Annotated in this window: 13 protein-coding genes; 9 read left to right on the top strand and 4 right to left on the bottom strand. The window is 60.9% G+C overall.

Annotation, left to right across the window (positions count from 1 at the left end; genetic code table 11):
- Positions 1 to 448: 448 nt before the first annotated feature.
- The 4 genes from AC0L2X_RS30085 to AC0L2X_RS30070 form a co-directional block, all read right to left on the bottom strand.
- Positions 449 to 814 carry a hypothetical protein gene (locus tag AC0L2X_RS30085; protein ID WP_473559339.1) on the bottom strand — a complete coding sequence of 122 codons (366 nt, stop codon included), beginning with the start codon at positions 812 to 814 and terminating at the stop codon, positions 449 to 451.
- A 145-nt stretch (positions 815 to 959) separates the two neighbouring features.
- The gene (locus AC0L2X_RS30080) at positions 960 to 1,346 is read right to left on the bottom strand and encodes a VanZ family protein (protein WP_473600953.1); all 387 of its coding nucleotides are present in this window, start codon (positions 1,344 to 1,346) and stop codon (positions 960 to 962) included.
- A 137-nt stretch (positions 1,347 to 1,483) separates the two neighbouring features.
- Positions 1,484 to 2,683 carry an IS256 family transposase gene (locus AC0L2X_RS30075; protein WP_473600952.1) on the bottom strand — a complete coding sequence of 400 codons (1,200 nt, stop codon included), beginning with the start codon at positions 2,681 to 2,683 and terminating at the stop codon, positions 1,484 to 1,486.
- Between the two features lie 573 nt (positions 2,684 to 3,256).
- Positions 3,257 to 6,115: an ATP-binding protein gene (locus tag AC0L2X_RS30070; RefSeq protein ID WP_473600951.1), complete on the bottom strand. Its 2,859-nt coding sequence runs from the start codon at positions 6,113 to 6,115 to the stop codon at positions 3,257 to 3,259.
- Positions 6,116 to 6,341: 226 nt separating this feature from the next.
- Here AC0L2X_RS30070 and AC0L2X_RS30065 point away from each other — a divergent pair, with 226 nt between their 5' ends.
- From AC0L2X_RS30065 to AC0L2X_RS30025, 9 genes are all read left to right on the top strand, one after another.
- Positions 6,342 to 7,703: an epoxide hydrolase family protein gene (locus AC0L2X_RS30065; RefSeq protein WP_473600950.1), complete on the top strand. Its 1,362-nt coding sequence runs from the start codon at positions 6,342 to 6,344 to the stop codon at positions 7,701 to 7,703.
- Between the two features lie 88 nt (positions 7,704 to 7,791).
- Positions 7,792 to 8,220, top strand: coding sequence for a DUF6130 family protein (locus tag AC0L2X_RS30060; protein ID WP_473600949.1), 429 nt, complete (start codon positions 7,792 to 7,794; stop codon positions 8,218 to 8,220).
- Positions 8,217 to 9,497: an epoxide hydrolase family protein gene (locus AC0L2X_RS30055; protein ID WP_473600948.1), complete on the top strand. Its 1,281-nt coding sequence runs from the start codon at positions 8,217 to 8,219 to the stop codon at positions 9,495 to 9,497. Before AC0L2X_RS30060 ends, AC0L2X_RS30055 begins: the two co-directional genes overlap by 4 nt.
- 54 nt (positions 9,498 to 9,551) lie before the next feature.
- Positions 9,552 to 10,223: a VOC family protein gene (locus tag AC0L2X_RS30050; protein WP_473600947.1), complete on the top strand. Its 672-nt coding sequence runs from the start codon at positions 9,552 to 9,554 to the stop codon at positions 10,221 to 10,223.
- Positions 10,224 to 10,439: 216 nt separating this feature from the next.
- A complete protein-coding gene (locus tag AC0L2X_RS30045; RefSeq protein ID WP_473600946.1) occupies positions 10,440 to 11,099 on the top strand; it encodes a VOC family protein in 660 nt (219 codons plus the stop codon).
- 70 nt (positions 11,100 to 11,169) lie between these two features.
- Positions 11,170 to 12,288 carry a thioredoxin family protein gene (locus tag AC0L2X_RS30040; protein ID WP_473600945.1) on the top strand — a complete coding sequence of 373 codons (1,119 nt, stop codon included), beginning with the start codon at positions 11,170 to 11,172 and terminating at the stop codon, positions 12,286 to 12,288.
- A gap of 28 nt (positions 12,289 to 12,316) precedes the next feature.
- The gene (locus AC0L2X_RS30035) at positions 12,317 to 13,351 is read left to right on the top strand and encodes an alpha/beta fold hydrolase (RefSeq protein ID WP_473600944.1); all 1,035 of its coding nucleotides are present in this window, start codon (positions 12,317 to 12,319) and stop codon (positions 13,349 to 13,351) included.
- A 55-nt stretch (positions 13,352 to 13,406) separates the two neighbouring features.
- Positions 13,407 to 13,826 carry an Ohr family peroxiredoxin gene (locus AC0L2X_RS30030; RefSeq protein ID WP_473559383.1) on the top strand — a complete coding sequence of 140 codons (420 nt, stop codon included), beginning with the start codon at positions 13,407 to 13,409 and terminating at the stop codon, positions 13,824 to 13,826.
- A 393-nt stretch (positions 13,827 to 14,219) separates the two neighbouring features.
- Complete coding sequence (locus tag AC0L2X_RS30025; protein WP_473559317.1) at positions 14,220 to 15,968, top strand: adenylate/guanylate cyclase domain-containing protein; 1,749 nt, start codon at positions 14,220 to 14,222, stop codon at positions 15,966 to 15,968.
- Positions 15,969 to 16,756 lie beyond the last annotated feature (788 nt).

Raw genomic sequence — 16,756 nt, 5'->3', positions numbered from 1 at the left:
TCATTGTTGCTGGACCTCTGCTACTCGCCGACACTCACCCTTACCACATCTGCTGACACTCGAGCCACGGTGACCACCGCCGTCACAGTCAGCGCATTTCTCATATTCAAGCTTTGATGTTGATCAACCGATCAACCTGCGCGTAGGGCGCGATTTGCAAGCTCTTCCCCATGTCATCGGCGGTCCAGCAGAGGGCCCTGAAAGACTCGTCGTCCATTCCCCCACTCCCTGTTGCGAGCGCAAAGGTATGTGCAATTCACCGACGCTGTATCGGTAGGTCGTCTGCTCGGACCGGAAGTGCGTCATGGAATCCCCGCGACGGCTCATCGCCGCCGACAAAATGACCCAGAAAGAGATGCGAGGACGGAAGCGGAGCTTGCGATTGCCTAGCGATTGTCTTCTTGCTCGTCGGTCCTCTCTAGCGGGTTCCCGGCAGGGCGACGCAAAGCTAAGTCTCTGCGCGGCGACGCCACCACGTGAGCCCGCAAGCGAAGACCCAGTTGAAATAGATGAGGGCGATAACCGGCCCGGCCAGGGGACCTTGCAGGCGCCAATAATCAAGGAAGTAGCGCGCGCCTTCTGATAGCGTTCCATACGCCGTGCCTACGAGCACGACGCATGCGGTAACAAGCAGTCCGTTAGCGATATGGAGCGAAGGTATAGTGCGCAATGCGTTGAGCCAAGCGGCAAACGAGACCGCAGCTAATGGCAGGCAACTCAACGCGCCCGCGATCCACCCGTGGCCAGCGCCAGCCAAGGCGATGAAACCGAACAGCAGCAAGGCGCCGAACAGCGAGGCGATGAGGTATTTCATGCGTCTAAGTTCCGGGACTCCTGGTCCTTCTTAGCTACGGCCATCCCATCCTACTCGCGGAAATCCTGTAGCGAAGCGTGCCGCAAATCCTCTTCACCGCGCAAGTACTTTACGCGGCCAGCCCGTACTTGCCAGGATGCGACCTCTAGGAGAAGCCGCCAGCTAATTTCTTTGTCCAGCTTGCAATCGCGAGCCCGCACCCGATGCCGACACAATCGGCAAACCAGTCGAAGATATCCATGTCGCGACTAATTATTTGCATGCCCTGCAGTATCTCGATCGCGGCGCCAGTAAGGGCGAGAAAAACTAGCAGTCTTGCTCTGTGCTCTGGCCAACCGAGACTGCCGATAGCAGTCAACACGACGAACGCTGCTGCGTGATTGAGCTTGTCATCATGAGAGGTGAAGCCGAAACCAAAATTCTGCAAAAGCCACACCGGTGAGAGCGCGAGCACGAGGACACCGGCCAGTGTGACCAGAAAAGCAATCCTTGCCACGATGGGAAAAGGTCTCGCACGCAACAAATCGGCCACTCCTTTTATCCGAACCTAGGACGCCGCTACTTCGAACATAGCCATCCGCACGTGGCGGCACATTGAGGGATCGTGTCCCAGGGAGTGGTGTAACTGACGGCTTGGTCGCCGTGCTCTCCGGCATGGGGCCGGGCTGATCAGCGTGCCACTGCTGGCAGGCTGATCAGCGGATCATCGCTCATCTGGCTGATCGTTTCCAGAGTCATATATCTGGCCCGCTGCACTGCCCATTCATCGTTCTGTTCGAGCAGGATTGCGCCGACCAGACGCACGATCGCATCGTCGTTCGGGAAGATTCCGACGACCTCGGTGCGCCGCTTGATCTCGCCGTTGAGACGCTCGATCGGATTGGTCGAGTGCAGCTTGGCGCGATGTTCCTTCGGGAAGGTCATGTAGGCCAGCACGTCGGGCTCGGCGTCGTTCATGATTGTCGCCTGCTTCGGCACCTTCGGCCGGATCTGGTCGGCGACGGCGCGCCATTGGGTGCTGGCGGCTTCCGAGGTCTCTTGGGCAAAGGCGGTGGCGATGAAGGCGGAGACGACCCTGCGGCCGCTCTTGCCGGCATGGGCCAGCACGTTCCTCATGAAGTGGACGCGGCAGCGCTGCCATGTCGCGCACAGCACCTTGGTGACGGCCGCCTTGATGCCTTCATGGGCGTCGGAGACGACGAGCTTGACGCCGCGCAGGCCGCGACGTGTCAGCTTGCGCAGGAACTCGGTCCAGATCGGCTCGGCCTCCGAGGTGCCGATCTCCATGCCAAGCACCTCGCGCCGGCCGTCCGCGTTGACGCCGACGGCAATGATGACGGCGACCGAGACGATGCGGCCGCCGCGGCGCACCTTCAGGTAGGTGGCGTCGATCCACAGATAGGGCCAGTCGCCCTCGATGGGTCTTTCAAGGAACGCTTTGACCTTGCCGTCGATCTCCTCGCACAGCCGGCTGACCTGGCTCTTGGAGATGCCGCTCATGCCCATGGCCTTGACCAGGTCGTCAACCGATCGGGTCGAGATGCCTTGCACATAAGCTTCCTGGATGACGGCGGTCAGCGCCTTCTCGGCCATGCGGCGCGGTTCGAGGAAACCGGGGAAGTAGGAGCCCTTCCTGAGCTTGGGGATGCGCAGCTCGACGGTGCCGGCGCGCGTCTCCCAGTCGCGCTCGCGATAGCCGTTGCGCTGGGCCGTGCGCAACGGGTTCTTCTCGCCATAGGCGGCGCCGGTGGCGGCCCCAACCTCCAGCTCCATCAGCCGCTCGGCGGCAAAGCCGATCATCTCGCGCAAGATATCGGCGTCGGGGGTCTTCTCCACCAGCGTGCGCAGGTTCATCATGTCGTCGGTCATCGGTGGTTCCTTCGAATCAGGTTCGTGTCAGCAACCCGACCTTACCGGGGAACATCGATGACCGCCGCTAAGCCGCTCGTTCGCTACGGCGCTGTTGAGGGCGCGCTCGCGAGCGGCTTCGCTACCGCCGAGCTACACCACCTCTCGGGACGCGACCCGTACAGAGGCCGCAAGAAAAGAGATGAAGGGGCCGCAGCGAGTAGGTAGCAATGGTGAAAGCGTTTCGATCGCGCCTGCCGCCGAAAGCCGCCCGGACGACTTGTGAGCGTTTCCGTACTGCATTCGGGACGGCACGACCTCAACAAAGACGCGTAATCACTGGCTGGACTGGATATTTCTTCGAAGTCCGTCCCATCTGATGTTGGGCACAATGGTACAGCTTTGCAGTATCAAACGGAGCGTTTCGCGAAACGATTTCCTACCGAATACGAGCGTTTATACGGATCAGACTGGTCCAGCGAGATCGATCCGTCCCATCTGATACTGCCCGCCATCCACCCCGTCAAAAAGGCGTGATACGCCAAAAGCTGATGTCCGGCCGTCTCCAGAAATGTAAACGTGCATCGGCGGCAGCTAGCGCAGCGTCGCCAACAGGCGCTCGGCGGCCTTCAAATCTGCTGTACTCAGGCCTTCCATGAATTGCTCGAATACCGGCTGTAATAACGCGCAAGCGCTGTCGACTTCTCCTCGACCGGCCATCAGCGTCGCTATGTCGATTGCGGTTCGCAGCTCCCATGCTCGCGCACCCTGACTGCGGCTCAATTCCAGCGCCTGCGACAGGCATGTCTCGGCTTCGGCGCGATTGCTTTCCGACAGCTGGAGAACAAGGCTTCCCTTCATCCGCAGCAACTCCGGAAGGTACAATAGGTCGCCGTTCTTTTGGACTTGACCAAGTGAATCGTCGATCAGCACCATTGCTTCATCGACCTGACCGATTGCGGACAATCCCCTGACCAGCGAGAGGTTGAGCGGAGTCGTGAGCAATTCGTAAGGTGCCGCGTGCAGCTTCAGAAGAGAAGTCTGCAGGCCCTCGACACCACCTTTTGCATCGCCTTGACGGATCGCGACTTCGCTTTTGAAGCCCCGACCGACCAGCAGGTAAGGAGTCATGGAATGGGATTCCGCGCGGGCGATGAGCATGTCGATGTACGCCTCGGCGCTCTTCAGGTCGCCCGCCCACAGGAAGACCGATATCGCCCAGATTAATGCGATCGCCAGCGTTAGAGAATGATCCATGGCGGCAGCCTCTTCGACGGCCTGCCGAGCATGTGCCATGGCCTGATCCGGATGGCCTTGCAGCCAATGGTTCCTCGCCAGAATTGCCCTGGCCAGGATTTTGCCTTCGAAGCCCAGATAGATCGTCGTGGTCCGCTGAGAGCGCGGCCCACGGTCGAGCGCCGCCTCCAACTCCGCGCGCGCTTCCGCAAGGTCACCTCGCAGGTGAAGCGAGATGCCCAGGATCGAGTGTGCAAGCGCGATCGCGACCGAATCCTCCAGACCGGCGGCTGTGGCTGAACAACGTCTTGCAAATTCGAGGGCGGTTACGAAATTGCCCGTCCGCAGATGGAACATGTTGAGCGGACCCAACAGACGCACCTGATCCAGCGCATCGCCGCGCTCCTCGGCGATCGCTAGGCTTCTCTGCAGGGCTACGCGCGCCCTGTCGCGTCCTCCCCGCATGAACATGAAGGATACGCCGAGACCGGCCTGAAGATGCATCTCGTCAAGTCCGCCAAGGGCGGCACCGTCGGAAGCCAATATTGCTCTTTCAGACCAGCGATGACACTCCTGCAACAAGGACATCGCCAGGAAAACCGGCGCGGCAGCGATGGCGAGTCCCATGCCGATGTCGGCGTTTCCGTTGTTGCCGAAGCACCATTCCAGGGCAGCTCGGACATTGTTGATGGCGGCGAAGTGAGGAGCCCGTTCCTCACCGGTCGCCAGTTTTGGCCATGCGATCCCGGTCTGCTCAAGCCATCTCCGATAGTAGGCGGCGTGGCGCACTGCCAGATCGGCAGCCTCCGCGTCATCGATCCGGATATCGAGAACGTAGGCGCGCGTGGTATCGAGGAGCCGGTAGCGTATCATCGCTCCGGCCGGACGCGTCGCTACAATCGATTTGGCGACGAGACTGTCCATGGCGCCCAGGACGGTCGATCGATCGAGGGTCGCGCTCGTCACCACCTCCAGTGCGGCATCGAGCGTGAAATGACCGACGAATACAGCGAGCCTGCGCAACACCACGCGCTCAAGGTCGGTCAGGAGCCCAAAGCTCCAGTCCAGTGTCGCCTGCAGGGTTTGCTGGCGCGGCGGCGCGGTCCGCGAACCGAGCCACAGCAGTGTCAGGCGTTGATCAAGAAGTGCGGCGGTCTGTTGCAGCCCATAGGATTCGACGCGCCTGGCCGCCAGTTCGATGGAGAGCGCCACTCCGTCGAGCTTTCGACAGATGCTTGCGATGAGCAGGGCCTCCGCATCGCTGACGTCCAAACGAGCGCCGCCTGCCACCGCTCGTTCGACGAACAGTTGGGTGGCCGGGAAGGTCTGGACAATGGCCGCCGTTAGTCCAGGTTCGTCGGGCGGATAGGCAAGCGCATCCAATCGATAGATATGCTCGCCCTCGACCCGAAGCACCTCGCGGCTCGTCGCCAGGATGTGGACCTGTGACGCCGCATCGACGATGCTTGCTGCCAAAGGCGCCACCGCATCCAAGAGATGCTCACAGGTATCGAGGATCAAGAGAATCCGTTTGTTGCGCAAGTAGGCGATCAGGTTGGGCGTGGCATCTTCTGTTTGAACGGATAGCCCAAGCATCGAGGCGACGGCTGTCGTCACCAGACCGGGATCACCGATCATCCCCAGATCGACGAACAGAACTGCCCCATAAAATGCGTCGACCAGATGATGCCCGACTGCGATCGCGACGGTGGTTTTGCCGACACCGCCGACGCCAACGATGGTGACGAACCGCGAAGCATTCAGCTGCGCCGACAGCTTGAGAACGTCCTCATCCCGCCCGACCATTCTGCTCAAGCGGCTTGGAAGATTCGCATGCGGAAACCCGGCGGCGATGAATGGGGCTTCGTCGTGTGGGCTGCTTAATCGCGAGACTGGTGCAACGAAGCAATAGCCGCGCCCCGGAAGCGTCGCGATGTAACGCGCGCCATCCTTTCCATCGCCCAGCGCCTTGCGCAGTCCGGTCACGTGGAACCGCAAGCTGCCTTCCTCGACAACCACATCGGGCCAAACCCGCGACATCAGATCCTTCTTGCTGACGACTTCATTCGGCGCGGAAGTCAGAACGATGAGAATTTCAAGGGCGCGCGAGCCCAGCTCTACGGGAGCGCCTTCTCTTGTCAGGAGCCTTTCACCCGCAGCCAAGCAGAAAGGGCCAAACGACAATCTGTCTTTGGCCTGACTTGCCGTCATCGTCATGGCGTCTCTTCTTTTGGGAGCCGCCTGCACCCAGCGCGCCTCAGTTTAAGTCAAGGAACGCTCCCGCACCATAGGGAGTCTCCACTGTCTGGCGCCTCCTATCTGCTCAAAAAAGCGGCTGGCGGGCAGCGACTAACAAGAGCTCACGACGCATAACGGGCTAATCCCATCTCCTGGGGGTACTTCAAGCAGTGCAGATCGCATCCATCAACCCCAGGAGAGTCCCATGGACACGACCAGAACCTCCGAAACAATCGACCAGGATCGCCGGCGACTTTTGGGCACTGCCGCTGTCGGCATCGCCGCCGCAGGCGCCGCGAGCCTGCTCCCGTCACAAAAGGCCGCCGCATCAACCAGCGATGGCATCCGCCCCTTCGCCGTTCGCTTCCCGCAGGAGGAGCTCACCGAGCTTCGCCGGCGCATCGTCGCTACGCGCTGGCCCGAGCGCGAGCTCGTATCCCACGAGGCCTCCCGGCGGATCTGGTCGACCCCTGCGACGATAGGGCCAACGCAGGGCGTGCAACTCGCCACGATGCAGAAGCTCATGCAGTATTGGGGAACGGAATATGATTGGAGCAAATGCGAGGCGCGGTTGAAGGCGCTGCCGAATTTCGTCACCGAGATCGACGGCCTCGACATCCACTTCATCCACGTGAAATCCAAACATCAGGGCGCCCTGCCTGTCATCATCACGCATGGCTGGCCCGGTTCGGTCATCGAACTCCTGAAGATCATCGATCCGTTCACCAATCCCACTGCGCACGGCGGTACCGCGGCCGACGCGTTCGACGTGGTGATCCCGTCGATGCCGGGCTACGGCTTTTCCGGCAAGCCCACCGAAATCGGTTGGGATTCAGCGCGCATCGCGCGGGCGTGGATCGTGCTGATGAAGCGCCTCGGCTACGACCGGTACGTCGCGCAGGGTGGCGATTGGGGGGCACTTATCACCGAACAGATGGCTCTGATCGCGCCTCCGGAGCTGGTCGCCATCCACACGAACATGCCGGGGACCATTCCGCCCGAGATCGTGAAAGCGCTTGCCTCTGGCGGCCCGCCCCCTGCCGATCTCGGCCCCGACGAGAAGCGCGCCTACGAGCAGGTCGCGTTTTTCTACAAGAACGGCCTGGGCTACGCCAACGAAATGGCGCTTCGTCCGCAAACGCTCTACGGGATCGTCGATTCACCGGCCGGCCTGGCGGCGTGGATCCTCGATCACGATGCGGATAGCTATGCGCTGATCGCCCGCTCCTTCGACGGAGAGCCGGAGGGCCTTACCCGCGACGACATCCTCGACAACATCACGTTCTACTGGCTGACGAACACGGCGATGTCGTCGGCACGTCTCTATTGGGAACACGCGCAAACGGCGAAGGCCGGCTTCTTCGACGCCAAGGGCATCACAATTCCTGTCGGCGCCACTGCGAACCCCAGCGAAATCTACACAGCGCCAAAGAGCTGGACTGAACGCGCGTTCCCGAAGCTCCTGCATTACGGCCGCACGGACAAGGGCTGCCATTTCGCGGCCTGGGAACAGCCGAAGATCTTCACCGATGAGGTGCGCGCAACATTCAAGACGTTGCAGACATGACCTGTTGGCGGGGGATGGCGCGCCGGACGCGCGTCATCTTCCGCTCAGCGATAGCTGCGTAGCGAAACCTCCGAAGGGAGCGACTGCAATGAACCCCCTCATTAAGACGCTCGCCGCACTCGCGGCTTGCACCGTGGTCGCCACGGGCTCGTTTGCCCAGAGCACGGTCGTTCCCATCGACAACGAACCCGCACCCAAGCTGATCGTGGAGCCGCCGCTTCCGGGTCCGTTGGCCGGCGGCGTCGTGTTCATCCCGTACCGGGTGGAGAATCTGCGCATCCTGCCTGTGGGTGGATCGGCCCCAAGTAACGTGTCTCCGCGTCTCGGGCATCTGCACGTCACCGTCGACGACCTGCCTTGGGCGTGGGCGGATTACGGTCAGAGCAACACCATCATCTTGGTGGGCATGCCCGGCGGCCAGCACAAGGTCCTAATCGAGGTGGTGGACCCCGAAGGCAATGTCTTCACCAAACAAACAATGACGTTCCACACTCGGGACAAGAAGGTGCAGCCATGAGTTTCCACCAAATGGCGGCTGCGCTGGCGTTGGGGCTTTGCACCCTCTCCGCGCCGGCCTTCGCAAATTCGGTCGAGGATCGCTCGATCCGGCCCTTCAAAATTCAGGTTGCGCAAACGGCGCTCGACGATCTTCGCGGTCGTATTGCAGAAACACGGTGGCCCGACCGGGAGACCGTCGGTGGCCAGTCGCAGGGCATTCAGCTGGCGAGGATCAGGCCGCTCGTCGAGTATTGGGGCACGGCCTACGACTGGCGGACAGCGGAAGCGAAGCTGAATTACCTGCCTCAGTTCATGACCACGATCGACGGCGTGGACATTTACTTCATCCACGTTCGCTCGAAACATCCCCATGCCCTGCCGCTGATCATGACGCATGGCTGGCCTGGTTCGGTGCTGGAATTGCTCAAAACGGTCGGCCCGCTCACCGATCCCACCGCGCATGGCGGCAGCCCTGAGGACGCGTTCGACCTCGTACTGCCGTCGTTGCCGGGTTTCGGCTTCTCCGGCAAGCCGACTGAGACCGGCTGGGATACCGAGCGCATTGCGCGAGCCTGGGCAGAGCTGATGAAGCGCCTGGGCTACACAGAATACGTCGCCCAAGGCGGCGACTGGGGCTCCCCCGTTTCGAATGCGATGGGCCGCCTGGCCCCTGCAGGACTTCTTGGCATCCATGTCAACCTGCCGGCTGTCGTACCACCTGAGATAGCTGCTGTGCTCGCCACCGGCGGACCAGTGCCGGCAGGCCTGACGGGTAAGGAGCGCACGGCATTCGACGCGCTCAGCGCGTCCGCCAAGATGGGGAACAGATCCTACGCCACGATGATGGGCACCCGACCGCAGACGATAGGCTATGCCATCAATGACTCCCCTGCGGGGCTCGCAGCGTGGATGCTCGGGCATCCGGGCTTTTCAGGCTGGGCCTACGACGATAGCGACCCTGAAAAGTCGCCGGACGAGGTGCTGGACGACATAACTCTGTACTGGTTGACGAACACCGCCACCTCGTCCGGGCGAATTTACTGGGAGTACGGCGGCGGGCGCAGTCCCGTTTTTGCCGACCCGGAAAAGACCAACGAAGTCTCGCTGCCGGTCGCCATCACGGTCTTTCCGGGGGAAGGCTATCAGGCCCCCGAGACGTGGGCCCGGCGCGCCTATCCCAACCTGATCTACTTCCATGAGGTCGACAAAGGCGGCCACTTCGCCGCGTGGGAGCAGCCGGAGCTCTTCTCCACCGAGTTGCGCGCTGCCTTCAGGTCGCTGCGGCAAAGAAACTGAGCTGACCGGAGGGCACAAGAAGCATTTCCATCAAACTCAACGGAGGAGGCAGACATGACGATTGCCACTACCCGCAGCAACACCGCAGGCGAGACGCAAAAACCGAGATCCCACGATATGAAGCTGGAGGTCGTAGTCATTCCAGTTTCCGATGTCGACCGCGCCAAGCTGTTCTATGCAGGCTTGGGTTGGCGGCTGGACGCCGACCTCATGGGCGACGAATTTCATATCGTCCAGTTTACGCCTCCTGGCTCCCAGTGTTCGGTTGTCTTCGGCTCAGGCGTTGCACCGGGTCCTTATGCTCGTATCGAGCTCGACATCCTCGAAACTGCTGGTGAACTCGTCGTGTCCGACATCGAGGCAGCACGCGCCGAACTCGCCGATCGTGGGGTCGACGTAAGCGAAGTGTACCATTATGCCGGTGAAAAAGGGCGCGTCAGAGGGCCCGATCCGGAAAGACGCAGCTACTCCTCGTGGGCTTCCTTCAGCGATCCGGCCGGAAACAACTGGCTCTTGCAGGAGGTCACTGCGCGAGCGCCAGGCCGCGTCGACGCTGGCGGCGCGACCTTTGTCTCGTCGGCCGAGCTCGCAGCCGCGCTTCGGCGTGCATCTGTGGCTCATGGCGAGCACGAGCAACGGGCAGGCGGCCAGCGTGATGAGAACTGGCCGGACTGGTACGCCGAGTACATAGCGGCGGAGCACGCCGGCCAACCGCTCCCGCCATGAGTACTTCGAATGAACGGACGGCGTCGCCGGCGCCTACCTGGCTAGAGCACGCGGCATTCGACACACTCTGCGTGGTGCCAGGGTGTCAATACGTCCTACGCCTTAATGATGGAGTTCTGGCCGCTCCGACAATGTATCTGAAACGAGCGGAGCGAGCTTCTGTCCCGAGCCGCACGCGAGACGAGCTTCTCACGCAACTTAACGCAGGAGGTAGATATGGACATCACTAGGACCCTCAGCAAGACCGCAGTTGAGACACAACGGCCGCGATCCCTCGACATGAAGCTCGAAGTTGTTGTCATTCCCGTCTCGAATGTAGAGCGCTCTAAGCAATTCTACGAAGGCCTGGGCTGGAGACTCGACGCTGACTTTATCGTTGGAGACACGTTCCGCGGGATACAGTTCACACCTCCCGGCTCGCCCGCCTCGATACACTTCGGCATCGGGATCACGACGGTCGCGCCCGGCTCTGCAAGCGGACTTTATCTTGTCGTTTCGGACATTGAATCGGCTCGCGCCGAGCTTATCGGCCGCGGCGTCGAGGTCAGCGAGGCGTTTCATCGCGAAGGCCCCGGCAAGCCAACGGTGAAAGGCCGCGATCCCGAGCGACGGAGCTACTCTTCATTCGCTACGTTCAAAGATCCGGACGGCAACGAATGGTTGCTTCAGGAAATCACCACCCGCTTTCCCGGTCGCCTCGACTCCGGCACCACGACCTACGCTTCCGGGGCGGATCTTGCTTCCGCGCTGCGACGCGCCTCGGAGGCCCACGGCGAGCACGAGAAGCGCAACGGCGGTCGGCGCGATGAGAACTGGCCGGACTGGTACGCGGAATACATGGTGGCTGAGCAGGCTGGCAACGAGCTTCCGCTGTGAAGGGTTGGGCTCGCAGTGCGCATTCGAACCGTTCGCGCGACGACATCGATCGAACCAAAAGGCGTCGTTGATGAAAGTAACCAAGCTGCTGTTCGCCGTCGCGCTCGCAATGGCAAGTGGGGCTCCGATTGCCGGTTTTCTAGAGGGCACGAATATGGCGCAGTCCATAATCTCCAGACCAATGCGGGTTCCGTTTCTTCACGAACTCTCTGCCTACCGGCTTGAGGAAAAATCGGAGCTTGCTTCGCTCGAAGCGGCGCACGAGTGGATAAATTCACCGCCGCTGACGGCGTCGGCTTTGCATGGCAAGGTCGTCCTCATCGATTTCTGGACCTACACCTGCATCAACTGGCTGCGCACGCTTCCCTACGTTAAGGCTTGGGACGAGAAATACCGGAAGCATGGTTTGGTGGTGATCGGAATCCACGCGCCGGAGTTCGCATTCGAAAAAGACCTGAACAACGTGCGCCGGGCGGCGAAAGACCTGCGGATCGATTATCCGATCGCTGTCGACAACGACCATCTCATTTGGCGGGCCTTCAGCAACCAGTATTGGCCGGCACTCTATGTCGTCGATTCGCGGGGACGCGTCCGGTATCACCACTTTGGCGAGGGCTCATACCAACAGTCGGAAATGGTCATCCAGGAATTGCTGACTGAGACTGGCGCCAGCGGATTCGACCGTGAGCTTGTGTCGGTGGATGCCCGCGGTATCGAAGCCGCGGCCGATTGGGAGACCCTCAAGTCTCCAGAAAATTATCTCGGCTACGAACGCACTCAGAATTTTGCCTCCAGCGGTGAAGCGGTCTTCGACGCGCCGCACATCTACAACGTGCCGGCGCGACTACGCCTGAATGAGTGGGGGCTGTCCGGCAGTTGGACGGTAAGGAAAGAAACCGCCGTACTGGACAAGTCCGATGGCCGCATCGCGTACCGTTTTCACGCGCGCGACCTTCATCTGGTCATGGGTCCGGCAGCGCCGGGAACGTCCGTGAGATTTCGCGTGCTGATCGACGGGCAGCCGCCAGGCACGGCTCACGGCATCGACGTTAATGAAATGGGCGAAGGCGCAGTGACAGAGCAGCGCCTGTACCAACTGATCCGACAATCGAAACCCATCGTCGATCGCCAGTTCGAGATCGAGTTTCTCGACTCAGGCGTGGAGGCCTTTGCATTCACGTTCGGCTGATCGCCCGCGCAAGGATAGAGGTTCCCAAATGCATTCGCTCAATATCCCGGATGAGATTGACCAAGATCGCCGTCGGTTCTTTGGCGCCGCCGCGATGGCTGTCGCCGCCACTCAGTTCGGCCTGATCGGCCCGGCACAAGCGCAACAGACGACTGGAGAGCCTGCGGCGTCCTTTGGGCCCTTGAAGCGGATCGAGGCCGGCGCGCTGAGCGTCGGCTATGCGGAACTTGGACGGACCGACGGCCCGCCCGTCATCCTGCTACATGGCTGGCCGTATGACATCCACACCTATGCCGATGTCGCTCCTCTGCTGGCAGCGAAAGGCCGCCGCGTGATCGTGCCTTACCTGCGCGGATACGGCACGACGCGGTTCCTGTCGGAAGATACGATGCGCAATGGTCAGCAGTCTGCTATCGCCGCCGACATTGTCGCCCTGATGGACGCACTGGGCATTGAAAAGGCGACGATTGGCGGCTGCGACTGGGGCGCCCGCACCGCGAACATCATTGCCGCACTATGGCCTGAACGCTGCAAGGCGATGGTCTCGGTGAGCGGCTACCTCATCGGCAACCAGCAAGCCGGCAAGCTGCCGCTGCCACCCAAGACCGAGCTGCAATGGTGGTATCAATATTACTTCGCCACCGATCGCGGCCGCGCTGGCTACGAGAAATACACACGAGATTTCGCCAGGCTGATCTGGCAACTCGCGTCGCCGCAGTGGAATTTCGACGATGCCACATTCGAGCGCAGCGCCGCGGCCTTCGACAATCCCGATCACGTGGCCATTGTGGTCCACAATTATCGCTGGCGGCTCGGACTCGCCGCCGGCGAGCAGCAATACGACGCGTTCGAGGAGCGCCTCGCACAGGCACCGGTCATCAGCGTGCCTACGATCACGCTCGAGGGCGACGCTAATGGCGCTCCACATCCGGACGCCAGCGCCTATGCCAAGATGTTCCCCGGCAAATATGCGCACCGGGTCGTCACGGGCGGCATCGGGCACAATCTGCCCCAGGAAGCGCCGCAGGCCTTTGCCGATGCCGTTGTCGAGGTCGACGCGTGATTGCGTTCGCAGCGCCATCCCTGCGGCAGGTACCGCAACTACCAAAAAATTGCCCATGAGTCGGATCGCAAGAGTTGTTTACACGGCTAGGACCGCAACCACGGGCGGCCGCGAAAATGGCGCCTCGCGCAGTTCCGACGGCCTTCTGGACATCTGGCTTTCGATGCCCGGATCGGCGCGCATCGGCACCAACCCTGAGCAACTCATCGCGGCCGGCTGGTCGGCCAGCTTCGCAAGCGCGATCGCAACTGTAGCCCACGACCGAAAAATCGCGCTGCCGTCGGGAGTGAGCATCGATGCCTCGGTCGATCTGAACTTCGGGGACGACGGCTACTTTCTCAGCACTCGGCTCAACGTCAGGCTGTCCGGTGTGGAGTGCAATGCCGCCAAAGCCCTGGTCGGCGAAGCACATAAGATTTGTGCATACTCGAAAGCGACACGCGGCAACATTGAGGTCAAGATCAAGCTCATCTGAGCTGACGCTTGGCCCGGTGGGACTTATGGGTCCATAGCTTCGCTAACGTCTCTATGTTGTATTGCCCGACGGCCCGCAGCGCAGGGCAGCTTTCAGGCCCGGCCGATCGCAATCTGAACGTCGCGAATTAGGCGCTTTGCTGCCATTCGAAGGGATGGGAGATGAAGGTTTCCAATTGGCGCATTGCCGTCTGGGCAACCTGGGCAGCCTTGGGCCGAACGTAGATCGTCAGCTTCGCGTCTCGATCTAAAATAGCGGACCTTAAGGACGGTGCGAGGGTTGTCGTCACGTGACCCATTCCAGACATTCCCGCAGCCCGCCGTGTAGCACTCGCGGAGAACGTCGTGTCGGCGTATGATCAGACCAATTCGAGCGCGGTTGAAGGCCTTAGCAATGGATCGGATCGAACGAAGGCTTTCGGCGATCCTCGTCGCCGACGTGGCCGGCTACAGCCGCCTCATGGGGATCGACGAAGAGGGGACGCTGGCCCGACTGACCGCGCACCGCCGTGACGTCGTCGATCCGAGCATCATCCGCAACCGCGGCCGCATTGTCAAAAACATCGGTGACGGGCTGCTGGTGGAGTTTGCGAGCGTCATCGACGCAGTACGATGTGCGGTCGAAGTGCAGACCGACATGGCCAAACGGAACTCCGGCGTGGCCGAGGATCGGCGCATAGGTTTCCGAATTGGCATCAACGTGGGCGACATCGTAGAGCAGGACGGCGACATTTTCGGTGAGGGCGTGAACATCGCCGCGCGGCTGGAAGGCATTGCCGAGCCGGGTGGGATTTGCGTGTCAGCACGCGTACAGGAGGATGCCGCCGGAAAAATCGACCTCACCTTCGTGGATATGGGTGAACAGGCGCTCAAGAACATCGCACGTCCAGTCCGCGCCTTTCGGCTGCTGGTCGAGCAACCCGCCCCATTTGGCGCGGCTGCGCATCCGACGTCGCCCGATAAGCCGTCGATCGCGGTCCTGCCATTTCAGAATATGAGCGGTGATCCGGAGCAGGAATATTTCGGCGACGGAATAGCCGAAGACATAATAACCGGCTTGTCAAAGCTCCGGGGCTTCTTTGTCATCGCCCGAAATTCGACCTTCGCCTACAAAGGCAAAGTGCCGAACATCCGGCAGGTCGCGCGCGAGCTAGGCGTCCGGTATGTACTCGAAGGCAGCGTCCGCAAAGCAGGCGAGCGGCTGCGGGTGACTGGGCAGCTCATCGACGCGACCAGCAGCAATCACATCTGGGCAGAGCGCTACGATCGTCCCATCGCTGACATCTTTTCAGTGCAGGATGAGATTACGGCAAGCGTCGTTGCAGCTATCGAGCCGCAGCTTTATGCTGCCGAAGGCCTTCGTCTCCAAAGCAAGCCGCCCGAAAGCCTCGATGCCTGGGGCTGCGTCGTTCGGGCAATGCCCCATATCTGGACCTGGGTTGCCCAGAACGAAGACGATGGGGTCAATCTTCTGAATCGGGCGATTAAGCTCGATCCGAGTTATGCGCGCGCACGGAGCCTTCTAGCGTGGGCTTTCGCCACCCGCGTCGTCCTCGGCAACATGGATTTTGAGAGAGGCATCTCCGATGGTCTCGTTCTCGCCCAACGTGCGATCGACCTCGATCCCGACGACCCCTGGGCCCATATCGCGGCTGGGTACGTCTATGTGTTTTCGCGACGATTTGGGCCTGCCGTCGAGGAGTTGAACGAAGCGCTGCAGCGCAATCCGAATTTCGCCTTTGCGCGGATGATCCTTGGCTGCGCCTACGGCTATGCCGGGTTAGCGGAGGAAGGTCACCGTCAGCTTGAGATCGCAACACGACTGAGCCCGCGCGATCACACCCAGGCCGCCAATCTTTCGATCGAAGGGCTTTGTCATTTTGTGGCCGGCCGGTACATCGAAGCCGCAACCGCGGAACGCCGAGCCGTCCAATTGCGGTCGAATTTCGGCACCGCTTGGCGCACGCTCACCGCCGCCGCGGGCCTCGCGGGCGATCTGGAGTTAGCCCAGCAAGGCCTCGCCGAATGCAGACGCTTGCAGCCGGACGTCAGCCTCGCCTGGGTTGAGAAATATTATCCAATGATCCGGGTTGAAGACCGCGCTAGGTATATCGAGGGCTTGCGACGGGCGGGGCTCGAATAGCGTAGGCAGCCGTTCGGAAGTGCGACAGTTGGGGACCGCGACATCCGTTGCTGGCGCAACCGCGACTCCCAGTGTGGTTGCCCGCTATGTTCGCTTCCAAATCTGGCAAATCTGACCTCAACGGCTGCGTTGAGGCGCAGAGCAGATGGTCGGCTTTCAAACCCGGAGCGACACGAGCAGACCTTTGTCCGGCACAAGTGTCGTCCTGACGTGGCCCAATACGGTCTTCCGTTGCGACCGTCGCTTGCTGGAGCTGCGTTAAGTCGTTCGGAAGCCAATGGTATTTTCAATGGAACGCTAATATACATGGAACCCCAACGAGCAGCGCCTGCCAGATACTTGAGGGATGCCATGCGAAGGCTCATCTTCACGGCAATGTGTATCGCCGCCGCAACAGCCGCTAACGCCCATGATTGGTACGAGGATAAGATTGACCCACAGACCAAATTCAAGTGCTGCGGCGGTTCAGATTGCCGCGCCGTACCTCGGTCTTCGGTGCGGTCCAGGGGAGACGGTGGGTACACCTATTTGCCGCATAATTTCATCATCCCACGGGACCGTGTACAGGAATCCCCGGACGGCCAATACCATATCTGCGAAAATAAATATGTTGTAACCAACCAGCTGTATTGGCGTTGCTTCTTCGCACCTCGTGTCGATGTGTCTATACTTCTAAAACATTAACCGCGCGTCGCTTCCGCAACTCACATCCGCAAGATGCTGGCCCATTAATTCTGTTGGACTTTCTTCAAATTGTCAAAGCTCAGGCGGTGCGCGACTGCCCCAGG

Source organism: Mesorhizobium sp. WSM4828 (assembly GCF_055811175.1).
Note: the sequence above shows the minus strand (reverse complement) of the source record. Positions and strands in the feature narration are given on the sequence as shown.